This window comes from Microcoleus sp. AT8-A3 (assembly GCF_036705675.1).
Classification (GTDB): Bacteria; Cyanobacteriota; Cyanobacteriia; order Cyanobacteriales; family Microcoleaceae; genus Microcoleus.
Map to the genome: position 1 here is coordinate 23,577 of NZ_JAUBVD010000035.1, position 20,903 is coordinate 44,479.

General features: G+C 45.9%; 15 protein-coding genes. 9 read left to right on the plus strand and 6 right to left on the minus strand.

Annotated features, from left to right (window positions below; all coding sequences use genetic code 11):
* Positions 1-2: 2 nt before the first annotated feature.
* The gene (locus QUB51_RS19505; RefSeq protein WP_333262817.1) at positions 3-482 is read left to right on the plus strand and encodes a hypothetical protein; all 480 of its coding nucleotides are present in this window, start codon (positions 3-5) and stop codon (positions 480-482) included.
* Between the two features lie 126 nt (positions 483-608).
* On the opposite strand, the gene QUB51_RS19510 is transcribed toward QUB51_RS19505, so the two are convergent.
* From QUB51_RS19510 to QUB51_RS19520, 3 genes are all read right to left on the minus strand, one after another.
* Complete coding sequence (locus QUB51_RS19510) at positions 609-1,523, minus strand: FTR1 family protein (RefSeq protein ID WP_333262820.1); 915 nt, start codon at positions 1,521-1,523, stop codon at positions 609-611.
* 104 nt (positions 1,524-1,627) lie between these two features.
* Positions 1,628-2,845 carry a helix-hairpin-helix domain-containing protein gene (locus QUB51_RS19515; protein WP_333262823.1) on the minus strand — a complete coding sequence of 406 codons (1,218 nt, stop codon included), beginning with the start codon at positions 2,843-2,845 and terminating at the stop codon, positions 1,628-1,630.
* A 164-nt stretch (positions 2,846-3,009) separates the two neighbouring features.
* The gene (locus QUB51_RS19520) at positions 3,010-4,014 is read right to left on the minus strand and encodes a multicopper oxidase domain-containing protein (protein WP_333052885.1); all 1,005 of its coding nucleotides are present in this window, start codon (positions 4,012-4,014) and stop codon (positions 3,010-3,012) included.
* Between the two features lie 206 nt (positions 4,015-4,220).
* Here QUB51_RS19520 and rppA point away from each other — a divergent pair, with 206 nt between their 5' ends.
* The 4 genes from rppA (at position 4,221) to rpmB (ending at position 9,038) form a co-directional block, all read left to right on the plus strand.
* Positions 4,221-4,910, plus strand: a complete 690-nt coding sequence (gene rppA, locus QUB51_RS19525) for a two-component system response regulator RppA (RefSeq protein WP_333208633.1) — start codon at positions 4,221-4,223, stop codon at positions 4,908-4,910.
* A 162-nt stretch (positions 4,911-5,072) separates the two neighbouring features.
* A complete protein-coding gene (gene rppB, locus QUB51_RS19530) occupies positions 5,073-6,410 on the plus strand; it encodes a two-component system sensor histidine kinase RppB (protein ID WP_333208634.1) in 1,338 nt (445 codons plus the stop codon).
* 254 nt (positions 6,411-6,664) lie between these two features.
* On the plus strand, positions 6,665-8,653 hold the full coding sequence (gene htpG / locus QUB51_RS19535) for a molecular chaperone HtpG (protein ID WP_333052888.1): 1,989 nt from the start codon (positions 6,665-6,667) through the stop codon (positions 8,651-8,653).
* A 148-nt stretch (positions 8,654-8,801) separates the two neighbouring features.
* On the plus strand, positions 8,802-9,038 hold the full coding sequence (rpmB, locus tag QUB51_RS19540; RefSeq protein ID WP_333052889.1) for a 50S ribosomal protein L28: 237 nt from the start codon (positions 8,802-8,804) through the stop codon (positions 9,036-9,038).
* A gap of 85 nt (positions 9,039-9,123) precedes the next feature.
* Here the strand turns inward: rpmB and QUB51_RS19545 are convergent, their stop codons facing one another.
* Together QUB51_RS19545 and proS are read right to left on the minus strand one after the other, a co-directional pair.
* Positions 9,124-12,093: an adenylate/guanylate cyclase domain-containing protein gene (locus QUB51_RS19545; RefSeq protein WP_333052890.1), complete on the minus strand. Its 2,970-nt coding sequence runs from the start codon at positions 12,091-12,093 to the stop codon at positions 9,124-9,126.
* Positions 12,094-12,414: 321 nt separating this feature from the next.
* A complete protein-coding gene (gene proS / locus QUB51_RS19550; RefSeq protein ID WP_333052891.1) occupies positions 12,415-14,325 on the minus strand; it encodes a proline--tRNA ligase in 1,911 nt (636 codons plus the stop codon).
* Between the two features lie 85 nt (positions 14,326-14,410).
* On the opposite strand from proS, the gene QUB51_RS19555 reads away from it, so the two are divergent.
* The 4 genes from QUB51_RS19555 (at position 14,411) to QUB51_RS19570 (ending at position 19,840) form a co-directional block, all read left to right on the plus strand.
* Positions 14,411-14,716, plus strand: a complete 306-nt coding sequence (locus QUB51_RS19555; protein WP_333106907.1) for a hypothetical protein — start codon at positions 14,411-14,413, stop codon at positions 14,714-14,716.
* Positions 14,717-15,017: 301 nt separating this feature from the next.
* Entirely contained in the window at positions 15,018-15,962 is a 945-nt protein-coding gene (locus tag QUB51_RS19560; protein ID WP_333262830.1) for a hypothetical protein, read from the plus strand.
* Positions 15,963-16,046: 84 nt separating this feature from the next.
* The gene (locus QUB51_RS19565) at positions 16,047-16,328 is read left to right on the plus strand and encodes a hypothetical protein (RefSeq protein ID WP_445243135.1); all 282 of its coding nucleotides are present in this window, start codon (positions 16,047-16,049) and stop codon (positions 16,326-16,328) included.
* Positions 16,329-16,693: 365 nt separating this feature from the next.
* Positions 16,694-19,840 (plus strand): MFS transporter, encoded by a 3,147-nt coding sequence (locus QUB51_RS19570; RefSeq protein WP_333262833.1) that lies wholly within the window; start codon positions 16,694-16,696, stop codon positions 19,838-19,840.
* A gap of 210 nt (positions 19,841-20,050) precedes the next feature.
* Here QUB51_RS19570 and QUB51_RS19575 read toward each other — a convergent pair whose 3' ends face one another.
* On the minus strand, positions 20,051-20,644 hold the full coding sequence (locus tag QUB51_RS19575; RefSeq protein WP_333052896.1) for a Uma2 family endonuclease: 594 nt from the start codon (positions 20,642-20,644) through the stop codon (positions 20,051-20,053).
* Positions 20,645-20,903: the final 259 nt, after the last annotated feature.

Consider the following 20,903-nt stretch of genomic DNA (forward strand, 5'->3'; position numbering starts at 1 on the left):
AAATGAAATCGCTTAAGTCAAATTTAATTGTTCTAGGTAGTGTCGGATTGCTGTTTTTGGGAGCTTGCAGTCAAGGCGACCAAGCAAGCGATCCAAATACCACTCCAGCATCTCCTCCTGTCGCCTCCCAACCTGCGTCTTCGCCTCCCGCCGCTGCTCCTGCAAAAGCGACTAAAGGGGGGCAAGTTGTGGAGTCGGGAGCTTACCATTTAGAGTTTGTAACTGCAAAAGAAGCTACCGGAACTCATTTAGATTTATTTTTGCTAAAAGGGGATAAAAAGGAACCAGTTCCTAACGCGAAAGTGACGGCTCAAGTGCAGTTACCGAATGGAAAGCAGCAAACCCTAGCTCTCAAGTATGATGCTGAGGGCAAACATTACGCTGTGTTGTTTCCCGGCAATGAACCCGGTCAGTATCCAGTAAAAGTGACTGCGGATATTAACGGAGAAAAAGTTGACGGGCGTTTTACCTTCAATCAATAGATGGCTGATTTCCTAATGCGCTCTAACTTATGGGCGCATTAATTATTAGCAACAAACAACTGCCTCTTGCATTTCCGCTAAAAAGCCGATCGCGTTTCGATCGCACTTAATTTCTTATTTCGTTTCCTATGTTTTTTTGAATGGGAAAAACACTCGACCTGCCAAACTTTGGAAGTAGATGCCACCGACAGTACCTAAAAACATCAAATAGGCGATCGCCTGCATGACATAGAGCTTATCCGTGTAGCCAAACAACGCACTCAACAACAAACCGGGAAACTTTTCTTCGGGAAGCAGTTTTGAGGTATTCCAGACCATTGGCCCGAGAATCCAAGAGTGGATTTTAGGAAATCTTTCGTAATAGAAACACAGTGATGCTGATTCGCGATTTGATTGCGATAAAATATTCACCGCGCTGTCAAATAATCCCAAAGTAGATACCACTAAACCCGCTACAATGAAGAGCAATAAAACGCCCATATATTTGAAAAACAGGCGGATATTAATTTTGATTCCCCATTTAAACAGCAGGACACCCAGTGCGGTGGCTGAGATAAGGCCCGCCCAAGCGCAGATCGCCGGAATAATCCCTTGTTGAAACTTGGCAACGACAAACAAAACTGTTTCAAATCCTTCGCGTAAAACGCCAATCAAAACTAAAGTAAATACGCCCCAGCCAGCATGAGAGTTTTGCGTTAAGGCGGCACTCACAGCACCTTCTACTTCGGCTTTCATAAATCGCGCTTGCTTGGTCATCCAAATCAGCATCCAGCTCAGCATTGCGATCGCTAAAACTCCAAAGGTTGCCTCTAGCAGCGATTCCATAATCGGTGCAAAAGGCTGATTGGATGCGGACAAAATTTGAATTGTCCAGCCGAACATTACACCTATCAAAGCACTGGCAATAAGTCCAACGCCAACGCCGCCGAAAACCCAAGGACTTAAATAACTTTGTCCTGATTTTTTGAGGCAAGCGAGAACGATTCGGACAACTAAGGCGGCTTCGACTCCTTCGCGGAGAGTAATTACAAAGGTGGGCAATGCTTCGCCAAAATTCCTTTTTTATGGTGGGAATGGGACTGGTTAAGGAGCGAGGTAATTGGCAGATTATTTACCAATTACCGCTGTTGATGGGAGTAATGTTTTTAAGATGCGGGTTTGAGAACTTTTTGGCTGTCGCTTTCGATCTTTTTAACTAGCTGGTTGACTTGTTCGGTTGTTTTAACTGGGGCGGGGGGTGCGATCGCAGTTGGCCAATTTGCCTTCAGTTCCGTCATGTTGGCAACAATTGCTTTGTCAATTTCCGGGCTGGTTTTAGCCAATTGAGCGGCAATATCTTTGTACAGCATTTCCGCGTACATGACAAAACCCCGCGAATCTTGGTATTCAATAATTGCGGAAATTTTGCCGTTAGCAACTGCCGCTGCGTATTCGGAATTAGCTGTATCTAGCAAGCCGTTAATCACTTGCAGCACGAATTTCGGATCTTTTCGCTGCGCTTCGGGGAGGGTGGCAATTGCTCCGTCAACTGCTTGCATTGATGTGTCAAATTGTGCATTCACTTGAGCCGGATCTTTTGCACCCGCTTTAACTAAATCCTGCAATTTAGTTAGAGTAGTCTTAAATTCGGGAATTTTACGCTCGTTTAGCTGATTTTCGACATTGGCATAAATTTCTTCGACTGGATGCCCGATGTGAGGTTCTGCCTGGTCTGGTTTGCCTTGCTCCAAGAGTTCTTTTGCTACCATAAGATGCCCTTTCATCAATCCCATGTTAGTCATGAAGTCTACATCTTTGGCTTCACCGGTGAGGACGACATCTTCAATAGTCACCATGTCTTTGATTTCGTCGAATTGGGGTTGAGTAATGACATTTTTTGATACCAATTCTTCGACTTTCCCGTAAGGACGGCTGGCTTGAATTTTGTTAGAAAGTGCCGGTACTCCTAACTTGGCTTCGAGTTTATCTAACTCTGAAGGAATGGCAGTATTGATGTTGATGCCGCCTTTGCCGCCGTGATTCCCGCTGTGACCGCTTGTGGAGGCGGGACTGGCTGTGGCAACGGGTGAGACTGTGCTGTCGGTGTTGCTGGCTGTGGGGGAAGCGCAACCAGCGAGAGCAACGAGGATGGCTGTAGCCGTGGCTGTGGGTAATAAACGATATCTTGCAACATTGGCAACAACCCTGCTACGGGCGGGCGAGACGCCCACCCCACAAGAAAAGTCATTGTTTGTGGAACAGGCATCTTGCCTGTTCTTGGGGACGCGCACCCCACAAGAAAAGTCATTGTTTGTGGAACAGGCACCTTGCCTGTTCTTAAGAATGGTGCAAGATGTGAGTAATAAACGAAATGTTGATAACATGGCTGTTGCTAATTTTTACGTTATGTGCATTTGGTCTCACAAGTTATTAAGAAAGATTCTCAATTATTTGCGAGCTATTCATTCTACCTATTTGCGATCGAGCTTGTCAAATAATTTCATACTTTCTTTATTTGAATCGGTGCACCGTGGTAGCAGGATTTGGTTTAAGTGATGACTTCAAATACCCCCATGCAGCCTGCTTCGGCGATATCATCTTGATGGGGATGAAACATAAATTTTCCAGCGTAGCCGTAGGTAAATTCTAAAATATGTCTTTCAGCTACTCCCATTGTGATTACATCGGTTCTTTCACTGGGAGTTAAAGTCATTCCCGTGCGATATACGTCAAAAAAGTTGGCGTGCAGGTGAAAAGTCACTGCCGCTTCGTACTCAATTATGTTGAGAACGTAAAGCCGGATTAGCTGATTTCTGTAAATAGGGATCGGGTTGTTCATGTAATAATTGGGCAACCCGTTAAAAGCGTATAGTTCGTTTTTTTTGTCGTCGTTTACATCGTATCCTCCCATGATTAACATGATTTCATCTGCGGGAGGACGGGGTTTTGGCGGATCTATGATGAACATTCCATAGAGTCCTTTACCTATATGACGAGTTACGGGTTCAATATGGCAGTGATAAAGATGCACTCCGTAGGGATTGGCATCGAATTCATAAATAAATACCGAACCGTGTTTCACTGGTTTAACGCCATCCATTTCGCTGGTATGAACGCCGTGAAAGTGCAGCGAATGAGAATCTGCGGCTTTGTTATAAAAAATGACGCGGATACGATCGCCCTCAGTTGCCCTCAATGTCGGCCCCGGCACGCGATTGTTCACGTTCCAGGTGTTGAAGGTGACGGCGCTGTTGAGTTGGACGATCGAAGTATTAGCTTCTAGGCGAAATTCCCGAACCGTGCGCCCGTTTTCGCGCGTCACCGTGCCGTAATCAAAATCCCGCGCAATTTGCATGGGGTTGATATTGCTGATGGTGACTGCATCTGCAGGCATGGGCGGTATTCTCGCGACTGATGTCGGTTTGCGAGTCAAGTGTTGAAGTGCGATCGCGCCCCCCGCTACCCCAGCCCCAGCTATTCCTAGCTGTAGCAGTTGGCGGCGACTCCAGCGCCCCGGCTTTTTCATGGGGGGACGATCGGATAAATCTGTCATACTTATTGAAAAATATTCTCAAAAATTTGATTGCGTTTGAGTATAAGACATTTCTAGCTTGTTGTCAATAATTGTCAACAATCATCTTTTTCTGCGAAATTAGAAAATTTCATGCTGATTTCATCTCAGTATGTGAGGTTAGATGTTGGGGTAGATGCTGCCGATCGCTAACAATGTATAAAGATTTACCGCTATAAATTAGAGTTATGAGAGTTTTGCTAGTTGAAGATGAGCCAGATTTAGGGAAAGCGATCGAGCGAACCTTAAAGCAGGAAAAATATATAGTTGATTGGGCCCTCGATGGCAGTGAAGCTTGGGAATATTTAGACAGCCAGTGGACGCAATACACCCTCGCTATTTTTGACTGGTTGCTACCAGGATTGTCAGGATTGGAACTGCTGCGGAGATTGCGTGCTAAACATAGCGCCCTGCCCGTATTGATGCTGACAGCCAAAGACCGAATGGAAGATAAAGTTGCGGGACTAGATGCCGGAGCTGACGATTATTTAGTCAAGCCGTTCGGGATGGCGGAACTGTTAGCAAGATTGCGGGCTTTGCAAAGGCGATCGCCCCAAATTCAACCACAACATAGACAGGTAGGGAATCTCGTTCTCGACTGCGGAAATCGCACTGCTTGTCATGTCGATACCCACGGCAAAAATCAGATAATTTCACTGACAAACAAAGAATTTCAACTGCTAGAATATTTTATGAAACATCCGAACCAAATTGTCACCACCGACCAAATTCGGAATCAGCTATGGGAAGCGAGTGCAGATACCTTTAGCAATGTGGTAGCAGCTCAAGTGCGCTTGCTGCGGCGCAAACTTGAGTCTGTTGGCGGCGCTAATTTAATAGAAACCGTTCACGGCGTCGGATACCGCATGAGAAATTAAAGTAAAACCGATACTCCGGCAGGGAATGAATTCCCGGCCTCAAAGCTAAAGTCCTCTAAAGAGGACTAATGAGTTCTTTAGTCCTCTTTAGAGGACTTTAACTATTAGCCAGGGAATTCATTCCCTGGCGGACTGTTTGACTGACAGCTTAAGTTATGAAAAATGAATCAAAATAAACTATTTAACCGAACTCGCTGGCAATTAGCCCTTTCCTATGCAGCAGTAATGGGTTTGATTTTAAGCTTGCTGGGATTGGGCGTATACGAGGCGATCGCCCACGCTCACTGGGTAGCCATAGACCGCGAATTAGAATCGGTAGCGGGGACGCTACACGACAGCCTAGAAACAAAATTGCAGCAGCCCGGACGCCTAGAACCAATAGTCAATGATCTTTTGCCCAACCTCCGCGTAATTGGAGTTAACGGCATTAAAGATAAAGAACAGTTGCCCGATCGCCATATTTTAAGCGCTATAAACCAAAGCTTTTACTATATCCGTTTATTTGATAATTCAGGAAATTTGATTGCTACAGCAGGCGCTTATCCCGAAGAATTGCCACCGACATTTAACTCACAACATTGGCAAACAATCACTGACAGCCAAGGCAATATTTATCACCAAATTTCTGTATTGCTGCACACCAATAATCAGGAAGATTGGGGATATTTTCAAGTTGGGCGGAGCTTGGAAGACTTCAACGATTATCTCAGTACAGTGAAATGGGTTTTGAAATTAGGATTGCCTACAGCATTGATTTTGATAGGCTTTGCTAGTTGGTGGCTGGCAGGATTAGCCATGAAACCGATTTATGCTTCCTACCGACAAATCCAACAGTTTACAGCGGATGCTGCTCACGAATTGCGGACGCCTTTAGCGGCTTCGCAGGCGACTGTAGAATCGGCGCTGTTGACGCCTCAATTGGATGAAAAAGAGGCGCAGGAAATTTTGCGGACGATCGATCGCCAAAACCGACGACTGACTCAGTTAGTGGCTGATTTGCTGCTGCTGGCTCGCATGGATAATCAAGTGATACGCGATCGCCCTCAATTGTGTTGTTTGAATGACCTTGTTAGCGATTTAATAGAGGAATTGGCCGCTTTGGCGATCGCCTCAAAGGTAGCGCTAACATCCGAAATGCGCGTACAGCAGCAGTTAAATGTTGTCGGCAATTCCGACCAACTTTATCGCCTAGTTGCTAATTTAATTGTTAATGCCATTCAATACACTCCGGCGGGCGGGAAAGTAACAGTTATTTTAGATTGCAATCACATCGAGGCGATCGTTCAGGTTCAAGATACCGGTATTGGGATAGCGGCGGCAGATTTAGAGCGAATATTCGATCGATTTTACCGAGTTAACAGCGATCGATCGCGCCATACAGGCGGTTCGGGACTGGGATTGGCGATCGCCCAAACCATCGCCCGCGCACACCGCGGCAGCCTCAGCGCCCGCAGCGAATTGGGTTCCGGCAGCACCTTTCTCCTGCAGTTGCCTTTGTGAGCTACTATGTGAGGGCAACTGACATCTTGCACCACGATCGAGAACAGGCTTTTCGGCCTGTTCCACAAAGAGTAAATTATCTTGTGGGGTAGGTCGGAAAGCCCGCCCGTCAAAGGCTTATTGAGAATTGTGCAAGATGTGGGGAAAACCGAATCATCTTTTTGTGGTAATCCCTTCGGCAAAACGTAGCACGATCGCCGAAAATCATTAAATAGCTATTTCTAAGCAATTAGCAGTCATCACAGAGAAAAATTATGACAGTTTTAGAACAGGGAACAATCTCAATCCATACCGAAAATATTTTCCCGATTATCAAGAAGTCGTTATACACTGACCACGAAGTCTTCTTGCGGGAACTAATTTCTAACGCCGTCGATGCCATTGCCAAACTCAAAATGGTTTCTCGTTCCGGCGAATACAGCGGCGAGGTGGGCGAACCGCAAATCAACATAGCGATCGACAAAGAAAACAAAACCCTCTCAATTTCCGATAACGGCATCGGCATGACCGCCGACGAGGTAAAAAAATACATCAACCAAGTCGCTTTCTCCAGCGCAGAAGAATTTATTGAAAAATACCAAGGCAGCGGCGAGGACGCAATTATCGGTCACTTCGGTCTCGGTTTCTACTCTTCTTTCATGGTGGCGAAGAAAGTAGACATTGATACTCTTTCTTACCAGGAAGGAGCCCAAGCCGTACACTGGTCTTGCGACGGTTCTCCCGCTTTTGAACTATCAGAATCTTCCCGCACGGAACGCGGTACTACTATTACTCTTACCCTCCAAGATGAAGAACAAGAATATCTAGAACCCAGTCGGATTAGGCAGTTAATCAAAACTTACTGCGATTTCATGCCCGTTCCCATCAAATTTGAGGGAGAGGAACTCAACAAGCACAAAGCAATTTGGCGGGAATCAGCCAGCAATTTGCAAAAAGAAGATTACTTAGAACTGTACCGTTACCTTTACCCGTACCAAGACGAGCCTCTGCTGTGGGTACACCTGAATACAGATTATCCTTTTATTGTCAACGGGATTCTTTTCTTTCCCAAATTGCGGCCGGATGTCGATGTTACCCAAGGCAATATTAAGCTATTCTGCAACCAGGTTTTTGTCAGCGACCACTGCGAAGAAATTATCCCGAAATTCTTGATGCCGCTGCGGGGCGTTATTGACAGTACCGACATTCCGCTGAACGTTTCTCGCAGTTCTTTGCAAAGCAATCGCACTGTGCGGAGAATCGCTGATTATATTGCGAAAAAAGTGGGCGATCGCCTGAAAGAACTCTACCGCGACGACCGCAACGAATACATCCGTTGCTGGCAAGATATCGGCACTTTTGTCAAGTTTGGAACTCTCAACGATGACAAGTTCAAAAAGCAAGTCGAAGATATTTTAATCTACCGCAGCACCTACGAACCAACAGCCGAGAATCCAGAAACTGTAACGCCAGAAGTTCAGGTGCAAACAGAGGAAGGAGATTTGTGGCAAGATGTCACTCCGAAGTCGGAAAATTCTAGTTCCACCCAGCCTTACACGACTTTAAAAGAGTATTTGGAACGCAATCAAAAACGCCACGAAAATCGTGTGTTTTATTGTACAGATCCGGCGTCTCAAGCAACTTACGTTGCTATGCACAAAAGCCAAGGTTTAGAAGTGCTGTTTATGGATTCTTTCATCGACACGCACTTTATCAGCTTCTTGGAACGAGAACACTCAGATGTCAAATTCTCGCGGGTTGATTCCGACATCGATGAAACGCTAATTGACAAAGAGAAAGAAGCGGAAATTGTCGATCCGGCGACGAATAAAACTCGCAGCGAACAAGTTAAGGAAATGTTCCAAAAAGCTCTCAATAAGCCGAAAGTGAACATTCGCACAGAAGCTTTGAAGTCTGACTCTGCGGAGGCGACGCCACCTGCGATCGTACTTTTGCCGGAAGCTTTGCGCCGGATGCGCGACATGACTGCGCTGTTGCAGCAGCAAGCGGCCGAATTCCCCGAAGATCACGTTTTGCTGGTGAATACGTCTCACCCGCTGATTCAAAATCTGGCGAGTTTGAGTCAGGGTGCGATTATTCAAGGTGGCGGCGAGTCTCCGTCGGCCCAGTTGGCGAGTATGATTTGTCACCACGTTTACGACTTGGCTTTGATGGCCCAGAAGGGTTTCGATGCTGAAGGGATGAAGGATTTTGTCGAGCGATCGAATCAAGTCTTGACAAAATTGACTGAACGTGCCATGTAATTACCCCCCCCAACCCCCCCTTGCTAAGGGGGGGAGTAAGAGTTTATTTCTATTGGTAAAGGGATAAGTCAAGCCTTCTTCCTTGTTCCTTCTTCCTTCGGGTATAATGAGAGGCTGCACGCAAAAAAACGGTAATCTGGAGGGAAGTATGTCACGGAAATGTCAGCTAACGGGGAAGAAGGCTAATAACGGTTTTGCAGTTTCTCACTCGCACCACCGCACTCACAAGTTGCAAGAGGCAAATTTGCAGTGGAAGCGGGTGTGGTGGCCGCAGGAGAAGCGCTGGGTAAAATTGCATCTTTCTACAAAGGCGATTAAAACCTTGCAAAACAAGGGTTTGGAAATCATGGCGAAGGAAGCTGGAATTAACCTGTACAAGCTTTAAAAAACTTGGCTAGCGTAAAAGTAAGGGCGATCGCACATTTGAGAGTGCGATCGCCCTTACTTTTAGAGAAAAACCTTTACTAAAGTCACTGTCTGCATTTGAGTAAATAAGTAGTCATCTGGCCTTTGCCTTTAACTTCGATCGCGCCGCGACTTTCAAATACATACTTGTCCTGCAATATATCATAAATTGCAGAGGTGACTTGAATGCACCCCGGCAAGCCGTGGGATTCCATGCGGGAAGCGGTGTTAACGGTGTCTCCCCATAAATCGTAAATAAATTTTTTAATTCCAATAACTCCCGCGACAACCGGGCCGGTGTTAATGCCGATTCTGATGCTAAAATCTTGATTGTGGAGATTGCTGAAGTCAGTAATTGCCTGCTGCATATCGAGGGCCATTTGGGCGATCGCCTCTGCATGATCGCTGCGGGGCATGGGCAGCCCTCCTACTACCATGTAAGCGTCGCCAATCGTCTTAATTTTTTCCAAACCGTGCCTTTCTGCTAGGCGATCGAAGGTGGAAAAAATATCGTTAAGCAAGGAAACTAATTCCGGGGGAGAAATTTGGGAACTAATTTGGGTAAAACCGACTATATCTGCAAACAATACTGTTACTTCGGAAAAAGTATCGGCGATGATGCTTTGGTCTTGTTTTAATCTATCGGCGATCGCTTGCGGTAAAACATTGAGCAGGAGACGGTCAGATTTTTCTTGTTCTAAGCGCAAAGCTGCCTCAGCTTGTTTGCGAGTTGTGATATCTTGAACAGTACCTTCGTAATAAAGCAAATTTCCATGTCTGTCGCAGACAGTATAAGCATTCTCCGCAATCCAAATTATACTGCCATCTTGGCGGTAAACTTGAGACTCAAAATCTGATACTTTGCCGTTTTTTCGCATTAAATTAATGACTTCGGCGCGGCGTTCTGGGCATACATATAGCTGGCGGTTAATATTAGTTAAAGTTCCCTTCAACTCTTCAAAGGAACTATAACCGTAAATACGAATTAAAGCAGGGTTGACGCTGAGATATTCCCCATCGGGAGTAGTTTGAAAGATGCCGACGATCGCATTTTCAAAAATGCTGCGGTATTTTGCCTCAGCTTGTCGCAGCGCTTCTTCAGCGCGCTGGCGTTCTCGCGCTTCCATTGCGAAAGTTACAGAGTCTGCTAGAGAAACAGCGAAACTTTGTTCTTCAATAGTCCAACGGCGGGGCATTCCTACGTGTTCTAAACAGAGAACTCCGGCTGTTTCTCCGCCTATTTGAATCGGCGTATCTAGCATGGAAGTGATGCCGAACGGAAGTAGGTAAGATTCCGCAAATTCTCTAGTTCTAAAATCGTTTTGCGCGTCAAAGGCAGCAATTGCGCGTTCTTCTCGCAGTGCTTGGAAATAGACAGGATAGTCTGCTTCTGCTAATTGCAAACCGTCTGAGTGCTGGTTGACAGCGCGATCGAACAAATCCAGGCACTCGATCTTGGATTTAGTGCGATCGTACAGCCATACGCTCGATCGGGCAACTTCCAGAGTACGGCTAGCAGTTTCAGTTATTTCTTGAAGCGCCTTTGTTAAGTCGCCTTGATTCAGCGCTTTATTTTTGGCTAAATCAATTAAGGCCGATTTCTGTTTCTGTAGCTGAAGTTCGCTTTGTTTCAGGGCATTTGTCCGCTCTTCAACTCGGATTTCCAGCTTTTCATTCAGATGAAGCAGCGCTATTTCAGCTTTTCGGCGAGCGGTGATATCTGTGCCGATGCAGAGGATGCCCAGGATTTCTCCCGCTGAATTAACCAGCGGTTTATTTGCCCAAGATACCCAAACGCGATCGCCACGGCGTCGGAGGTTTTCATTTTCATAGCTGGTAAAGCGATCGGGATTTTGTAAAATTTCATTATAAACCAACTGTAAGTTATTCCCTTCGATGTCTGTCTGCGGAAGAATTGTTCCCATTGCATTTTTACCAATGACTTCTTCCTGAGTGTAGCCAAAGAATATTTCAGCAAATTCGTTAAAAAAAGTAATATTGCCGTCAGCATCCAATTTCAGAATAATGCTGCTTGCATTTTCCACCAATTCTCGATATTTAATTTCGCTTTCTCGCAGCGAATTTTCTGCCTCGGCGCGTTCAGCTACCGTCGCTGCCAATAACAGCGATGTAATTGTAACTACAGCCATAAAAGCTTGCAAAAATAAGATAGCCTGAGTGATATTTTCGGCTTTGGCTATGAACGGCCCCCCTCCCTGAGAACTGCCCATAATTGCGATGCTTGAGACAATGAACGATGCTAGGACAGCGGCTCGTTGACCGAATTGGAGCGCCGACCAAATTATGAAAGGAAACGGCAAATATTCCAGGGGATAACTAGAAATAGAAGCTTCAGTTTTCGACACAAAGACCAGCCAGCTCACCCCAATTAATAATAATAACCATACTGCCCGCCAAATTAAATATTTTTGCTGGCTGCCTGTTTGTCTTTTTAAACGCTCGGCGGTTACTTTAGGGCGAAAAAATATTAGGATTAAGGGAGTTAAAATTAAAACTCCCATTGTGTCTCCCAACCACCAATCCCACCGAAGCGACCAATATTCTGTCCTATCTACTTTCCCCGCTAAATATAGGGAAAACGCGCCAATCGTACAACTGATTTGAGTAGAAATTAGACCGCCAAACAAGATTAAATTAACTACATCTTTCAAGCGATCGAGAGATGGACGAAACCCCATCCAGCGCAGGGCAGTTACTGCAAAAACAGCTTGCAGAATTGCCCCGGCGTTTCCTCCCAGCCAAACCGCAAATATCTGTTCATTTGGGTTAACAAAATTTAGCAGGAATGTACCCAAAACTATGGCTGGCCAGACTTTACTCCCAAACAACAAAAGTCCAGCTTGTGCAATTCCTGCGGGTGGCCACACCGAGGCAGCAAAGGGACTAACACCTTGAATTGAAATTGCTAGCCTCGCCCCCACGGCGTAAGCGACAGCAACGACAGTTACTTGGGCTAAGTACCGCCCAATTCGGGATTGAGGGAATCGCAGAAACTGATTTAGGTTCAGATTCATACCGAGTTTTAAGTTTTAGGGGATTTCACATCTCAAGGAAGAGGGAAGTTCGGCAACGAGCAATGTACGGGATGTAACGGATGTAATATCAATTCCGGTTGTATCGGAATGAGGAAACCGCAGAGGACACAGAGGATACAGAGAAAGGGAAGAGAGAGATGAATAATTCTGATGCCAACGGATTTGATATAACGGATGTAACGGATGTCAGGAAGAGGGAATAAGGAAGAGAAAGAGGGGAGCTAATGTAGGGTGTACACCGGGCACATTGCGAGCCTAAATGTAGGTGCGCGGTGCGCGCACCTTACCAATTATAAAGGCTTAGTTGATGGCGGCTTCAATCCACTGTTTTAAAGTAGAATTTACTTCATCAATGAGAATTTCATGTGATTGGTGAGTGGCTCTTTCCACAACTTCAACTTTTCCTGCTTTCAGCGAACGGCCCGGAACAATGCGATAGGGAATGCCGATTAAATCAGCATCTTTGAATTTAACTCCGGCTCGTTCGTCACGGTCATCTAGCAAGGTTTCAATGCCAGATTGGTTGAGTTGTGCGTAGAGTTTTTCGGCGACTTCTACTTGTTGGGCGTCGGAAATATTGGGGATGCTAATGATGGCGTGATACGGCGCGATCGCCACTGGCCAAATTATCCCGTCTTTGTCGTAGGATTGTTCTACGGCCGATTGAGCTAGGCGCGACACGCCGACGCCGTAGCAGCCCATAACAAAGGGCATTTCTTCGCCTTGTTCGCTGGTGTAGGTGGCGCCCATTGCTTGGGAGTATTTGGTTCCTAATTGGAAGATGTGGCCGACTTCGATGCCTCTGGCACTTTCCAAGGTTTGTTCGGGGTTGTGCACTGCCCGATCGCCCTTTTTAGCTGTTCTGACGCCTACAACCGTTGCTGGCAGGGGAAATTCTTTGTTCCAATTAGCCCCGACAACGTGGTATCCTGATTCGTTTGAACCAGTGACAAAGTTTGTCAGATCAACTGCTGTGCGATCGACCAAACGCAAAAACTTGGGAGATACCCCCCCTTGCCCCCCCTTGGTAAGGGGGGGATTTGAGTCTTCTTGCCCCCCCTTGGTAAGGGGGGGATTTGAGTCTTCTTGCCCCCCCTTGGTAAGGGGGGGTTGGGGGGGGTTGGAGGCGATATAATCATCAGCAAGATCCGGAGCCATATAACCCAGAGGTAAAGATTTAGCCGCCCATTTCCGCTGAGCTTCCGCATCGGGAACAGTCAAAAATAAAACAGTTTTAGCTTGATAATTGCCCGCTAACTTCGTCAATTCATTCAGCAACTTTACCTGATTCACATCTTGGTCGCCGCGAATGCTTACCAATACCAAGACTGTGATGCCATTGTCGTAAACAGCTTGGTAAAGCACATTTTTGACAACTTGCGTCGGAGAACATTTCAAAAATTTGCAAAGTTTATCAATTGTTTCAGTTCCCGGCGTTTCCCGCTTTTCAAACGTTGCAAAGGGCGACGGTTCCACATCCGCAGGCATCGATACAGCCTTTTCCACATTAGCTGCATACTGACCATCTTCAGTATAAAGAACTTCATCTTCCCCCGCTTCAGCCAACACCATAAACTCTTGAGAACCAGAGCCGCCAATTGCTCCCGAATCAGCATCTACTGCTCGGAATTGCAAGCCCGATCGGCGCAGCATATTGCTATAAGCTTGAGCCATATCCTGATAAGTTTTTTTCAAACTTTCTTCGTTAGTGTGGAAAGAATAGCCATCTTTCATAATGAATTCGCGACCGCGCATCAACCCAAAACGCGGGCGAATTTCATCGCGAAACTTAGTTTGAATTTGATAAAGATGTAAAGGCAATTGCCGATAGGAACGAATCATATCTTTAGCAATTGTAGTAATTACTTCTTCGTGAGTTGGGCCCAGTCCCAATTCTCGCTGCTGCCTATCTGTCATGGCAAACATAATACCTTCAGCTTGAGTGTAGGTATCCCAGCGGCCGGATTCCCGCCACAAATCGGCCGGTTGCAATTGCGGGAGGAGACATTCTTGAGCGCCGGTAGCGTCCATTTCTTCGCGCACAATTTGAGATACTTTTTTGAGAACTCGCCACATTAAAGGTAGATAAGCGTAAATTCCGCTACCGATGCGCCGGATGTATCCGGCACGGAGTAATAGTTTGTGGCTGGGAATTTCTGCTTCTGCCGGGTCTTCGCGCAGGGTAACAAAAAGCATTTGAGATAGTCGCATGGCTGATTTCCTTAAAATACCGGATGAGTGTAATTTTAGATCAACTTCTGATATTATCAGAACTAAGCCCGATTTGATTAAATATATGAATAAAATTTGGCAAAACTACGAAAAAGGTATGGCAGTCTTTGATAATTGTCACTCTCCTACTGTGCAATCTCAGTGGCTTGCCTTAAAAGATGAAATAGGAGAATTTGTTCGAGAACCTAATTTAAGCGAAATTTGGGATATTGTTCATGCTGCTGGTCGATTGCTTTACAAACTAATCGGAATTCCATTATATTTAATTGCCTATCCTACGGTTCGCAAACACAGTCAACGTTTCGAGGAGTACGGCTGTATTCGCAGCATTCGCAACTGTGAGGGTAAATGCTGCGGGAAAAATTCGTAGCCTAGGCTGCGGCGCACCCGATATCATGTTTGTTGAATGACGCGCAATTACATTCTAATGACCGACAGCATCCAGGATACCCGCCACGTGATTCATCCGTCCAGGAATAAAAAACCTGTATCCGATGAAACTTGCCGAACGTATTTATCCGTGGGATGAATGCTTCAATCTAAAATCTAAAATCTAAAATCTAAAATGGATTGACCGGATTCAAAAAATAATGCAACTTTAGGCAAGCGCCAAACCCATATCCCGTAACTAATTCCCAATCTAAAATCTAAAATCTAAAATCTAAAATCGCATGACCAGATTTATTCACGACCAATTTGCTAAACAGTATCTGAAAGAACTATTAACCCCTCTCGGTAATGTAGAAACCAGCCGGGATGTTGCTGGAGAAGTAAGGCAGGTTGACGTTTTATTTTCCCCGAAAGCAGAACCGGAAGTCGAAGCAACAGCCCTCGGCATTTTGGGTCAAATTGCAGCAAAACCCGCTGTATTTGAACCCTTCCGCAGCCCCGTCCAAATCGGAGAAATTCGCAGTTGTCTGGGCAAACTCTTCGATATCCACGGCGAATTTGAACGCGCGGCAGTTAGAGAAAATACCCGGATTGCAGAGGCAGACTTGCCCCAACTTTGGATACTGTCGCCGACTGTTTCCGACACGATATTAGCTGGATTTCGAGCGATTCCCGAACCGGAAAATTGGGTAAGTGGAGTTTATTTTATGGGCCCATCTCTGAAAGCAGCGATTATTGCCATTCACCAACTCCCCCGGACTCCAGAAACCCTGTGGCTGAGAGTTTTAGGGAAGGGAAACGTGCAGAAGCAAGCTATTGCCGAATTGAGAGAGTTACCCTCAGATAATGTCTTTCGGTTGAATGCGTTAGAATTGTTGTACAACTTGCGAACGATATTAGAAGTACGTCAAGACATAGATCGAGAAGATCGGGAGTTAATTATGGAACTGTCACCCCTCTACTTGCAACGGTTGGAAGATGCAACTCAGCGAGGTATGCAGCAAGGTATTCAGCAAGGTATGCAGCAAGCTATGCAGCGCGCTCAACGCCTGATAGTTGAGAGTATGCTACAAGTAAAATTTGGCGAGATTGATGAAGAATTAACCCAAATAATCGAGCCTTTGATTGAGCTAGAACCCCTCGATCGCACGCGACTAATTAGGCAGCTCGATCGCTCTGAATTGCTAGCTCATTTTGATGCGTCGAAAAACCAACCCGAATCCTAACTCAGCAGCGTACTCTACAATCGGTAGGGTGCGCTAAATATCACTTTACTATTTATTATATATCGAGAAAATCTGGAGTTAATTATGGAACTGTCACCGCTCTATTTACAACGGCTTGAAGAAGCAACTCGGCGAGGTATCGAGCAAGGTATTCAGCAAAGTATCGAGCAAGGTATTCAGCAAGGTAAACGCCAGAATGTTGAGAGTATATTACAAGTAAGATTTGGCGAAATTGATGAAGAATTAGCCCAAATAATTGAGCCTTTGATTCAACTAGAATTTCTTGAAATCGCGCGACTGAGTATGGATCTCGAACGCCGGGAATTACTAGCTCGTTTTGACCCTAACAATCAAACAGAATCCTAACTCGGTAGCGTACTCTACGATATGTAGGGTGCGCCGAAAATTACTTTACTACTATTGATAATGGGTGGCAGCCCCCGCATCAAACTTGCCACTTTGATGCGAACTCTGCTGCTACTAATCCCTTGAAAACTAATTTCTGACTTTAGACGGATTTATTTTTTAGCTTCCAGAGCCATAATAAGCAGTAAGGATGAGATCACTAGATAACTGATTAACCGCTCATCCCAATTTCACTAATAAGGGCTTCAGTAAGATAAATCCGAACCCAAATAAAACATCATCTAAAGATTACAAAGATCCCTCAAAAAAAGTTGGGGGCCGTTTTCGATGTGCCGAGTTAGGCATAAAAACTTAGGAGGTAAATTATGTTTGAAAGCGAGTTATTAATTTCGCTGTACAGTCCCAAATTCAATATGGCCCAAATGCCAGTAGAAATGCCAGTAGAAATAGATGTGCCATTTGACCACCCCGATATCGGAGGGCTGATGTTTTTAAGCCCTCAGTTTTTCGTGGCCTTAATCGCCGGAGTCATTATGGCTTTCGGCTTCCAATTCCTGTTAACAAATTTCTCGATCGCCGCCAAAATCTCAAATTGGGACGAGGCTTTACCCGACGATGACGATGATGATGATGAGTCCGAAAGTATAGGCCGTAAAGTTCGGAAAATCGAAGGTTTAGTCGGGGGTTGGATTTTAGTCACCGTTAACCTAGCTTTATTTTTGGCTTGTTTTCTGGCAGTCAAACTAACTTCAATTGCCAGCGTAGACGGAGCGGCAATTATTGGTGTGGTAATCTGGGCTGCGTACTTTTTAACGCTGGTGTGGCTCGGTTCTAGCGCCGTCGGTTCGATGATCGGTTCCTTGATAAAAACTGCTTTTTCAGGCGTTCAAGGGCTCATGGGTACTGCTGGTGCTGCGATCGGCGGCAAGATGGCTAGCGACCAAATGGTCAATACTGTAGAGGCATCTGTTGCCGCTGTCCGCCGCGAGTTGAGTTCGGCGGTAGACCCGGATAGCATTCGCGAAACACTGCAAGATTATGTGGGTTCTTTGCAGTTACCGAAACTAGATGTTAAGGAAATTCGCGGTCAATTTGAAAAGTTGCTGGGCGATGCAGATATCAAATCTCTTGCGGGAAGCGACGTTCTGAAGAATGTTAACCGCCAGACTTTTGTGGATTTAGTTAAGAGTCGCACAGACTTTACTCAAGAGGAAATAACTCAAATTGCTGACCAGCTAGAAGGCGTTTGGAAGCAAACTTTCGGCAAGCAGCAAGAGCAGAAAGACCCGAATTTAGAGTTGGTTGATTTTCTTAAGTTTGCGGCTCCAGATTTGCTGAAGTCTGACGAACTCAACGCCAAGCTGTCTCAAATTCTAGAAAGTAGGGAAAACAAATCGGAATCCAGCAGCGGCATGAAGCGAGCGATGCAGTTGGGTGTGGAAGCTCTTGTGGGCACTGTTTTGTCGCGGACGGATTTGTCTGATTTGGATGTTGAAAAAATCTCCGGTCAGTTGCAACAACTGACAGAAAAAGGTACTCAAAAAGCTAAATCTTTGGCTTCTCAGGTGGGCGACAAAGTGCCTGCGCTGCCTTTCAATACAGCTAAGGCTGATGTGGAAAACTACTTGCTGAATACCCAGCCTTGGCATCTCAACCGGGAGACAATCAAGCAGGAATTTAGGGATGTGATTTACGACCCGGAAGCTTCTCCGGGGGCAGTTTTGCGCCAGTTAGAGCTGTTTAATCCAGATTATTTTGTAGGAATTCTGGGTCGCCGCGAGGGGTTTGCTCCTGAACAGGTGACGGAAATTGCCGAACAGCTTGAAGGTGTCCGCCAAGAAGTGTTGGAAATTGTGCGAGATGCTGCTGGTGAAGAACAGTCTCAAGATTTGCGGAGCCGGATTGAGAATTATTTGCGATCGACCGGCAAGGAGGAATTGAATCCTGAAGGTATCGAGCGGGATTTCCAAGCGCTTTTGGAAGACCGGGATGCTGGTTTTGAGGCTTTGCGCGATCGCCTGTCGCAGTTTAACCGCGATACTTTGGTGCAGTTGCTGGGTCAGCGGGAAGATTTCAGTCCAGAGGAAGCCGATCGGTTAATCGGGCAGCTCGAAAGTTCGCGCGATCGCGTAATTTCAAGAGCTCAAGAATTGCAAGAGCAAGCGAAATCGAAAGCCCAAGAATTGCGGCAAAAGGTAGAAGACTATCTCCGCAATACTAATAAGGAAGAACTCAATCCTGAAGCGATCGAGCGCGAGTTTCAAACGCTGTTAAACGACCCGGAAGCCGGATTCAAAGCGCTGAGAGAACGCTTGTCTCAATTCGACCGCGATACGCTGGTGCAGTTGCTGTCACAGCGCCAAGACCTCAGCGAAGAACAGATCAATCAGACGATCGACCGGATCGAATCTGTGCGCGACAACATTATCCACGCGCCGCAAATAGTGGCAGATAGAGCTAAGCAACAGTACGAGGAAGTTACTGCAAAAATTGGCGAGTACCTGCGGAATACAAACCTGGAAGAACTCGATCCAGAAGGCCTCAATCGGGATTTGACTAAATTGTTTGAAAATCCGAAAGAGGGTGCTTTGGCACTTCGGGACAGACTTTCTCAGGTCGATCGCGAAACTTTAGTCAAGCTGCTTTCGCAGCGGGAAGATTTGAGCGAAGAACAGATCAATCGGACGATCGATCGCGTGCAAGATTCAATTCGCAGCATCGTGAAATCGCCCCGCCGCTTGGCATCTCGCGCTCAAAAAACAGTCCGGGATTTCCAAGGCAGTTTGGAAAATTACTTGCGGAATACGGACAAGGAAGAACTCAATCCTGAAAGCATCAAACGCGATTTGCAGTTGCTGTTTAGCGAGCCGGGAATGGGGATGCAAAGTTTGGGCGATCGCCTGAAGCACTTCGATCGATCGACTCTGGTAGCATTGCTGTCGCAGCGGGAAGACATCTCCCAAGAGGAAGCTAACAGAATTGCCGACCAAATTGAATCTGTCCGCAACCAAATTGTCGAACAAGTTCAAATGGTTCAGGACAAGTTTCAGTCAGCAATGGATGGTATTTTCGGGAAAATCCGGGATTACCTCAATTCGCTCGATCGACCAGAGCTCAACTACGAAGGCATCAAGCGGGACTTACGCAAAGTGTTTGACGACCCGCAGGCCGGATTTGACGCGATTAAAGAGCGTTTAGGTGAGTTCGATCGCGCTACTTTAGTTGCCCTGCTGAGTTCTCGTTCCGATATTTCCGAGGCACAGGCTCACCGAATTGTTGACCAAATGGAAGGAGCAAGGGACAGCGTTTTATTGCGATCGGAACGCCTGCAAAATGAAACCAAAAAACGCATCAAACAGCTCAAGAACAAGGCCAAGCAGCAAGCAGAAGATGCGCGCGAAGCGGCAGCCGCCGCAGCTTGGTGGCTGTTCGGTACGGCTCTGACTTCTGTGGTTGTTTCGGCTTTGGCTGGAGCAATAGCAGTCAACGGGATTTCGGGTTTGTTTAGCTAGATTTTCAACGAGTTTGAAATAAAGTTCTCCTGATTCTAGGCTGGCTGTTTGCCAGCCTATTTTCTTTGGAATGATATCATGTCCGGTTGATTTGGTGGCATTGGAATTATTATGCAGTGCGAGCGTCCTCGCTCGCGGTATGGATCGCGAGCGAGGACGCTCGCACTGACATTATCCAAATATATGATTCCGATGCCACCGAAAACGATATTATTTATCGCCGATCGAACTAGGAGGAAATACTTTAGATAAATCTAGGGACAAATCCCCAAAATTAGGGAGGGCAACTGTTTCGTTAGGCAGAAAAATTCTCTTGACGCGATAACCAAATTTGCCTTGCGAATTCTGATAAGGTTCGCTGTAACATTCCAAACAAATTTCTAATAAATTAAATATCCAATAATCAGAGATAGCCGCTTCAGCATAAAGGGGCAACTTGACTTGTTTGTCGTAATTCAAAGAAGAATCCGCAATCTCAATCAGTAACAATATATCCGCTGTTGTGGGGTGACAGGATAAATAGTCATCAGGGCGATTTTGCACGATCGCGCGATCGGGTTCAGGTTCGCTGTCATCCGGCAGAATAATCGGTTGTTGCCCTCGCAGTGTCGCCCTTTCTCCCAGCAGCTTAAATAACTCGCGTTCCAAGCGTGTCTCGCAAACAGAGTGAGCGGTACCTTTAGCTGCCATTTTCACAAGTTCTCCCTTGATTAACTCAACTCGATCGTCCTCACCAAAGAACCCCAGTTCTGTCAGGCGATGATATTCCGCTATGGTGAAACGTTTTGCAGTTGCGATCGACATAACAGCCACCTCAATACAGGTATGTTGCGATTATAGGCGATCGGCGATCGGCTAAACAATGCTAATCATGAGCTTCGCTAACAACAATCTTGTCAAATTTGCCTCATCCTTTGGTTGCACTTTTTCCCAATTTTTGTGAATTTACTCGCCGAACTTATGTCCGGGATCATCTCTGTCTTAAGCAAGATTCTAGCATCACTATTTATTAGGTACTTTAACTTAAGTAGCAAACAAAAGTTTTCTCAAAAATAAGAAAACT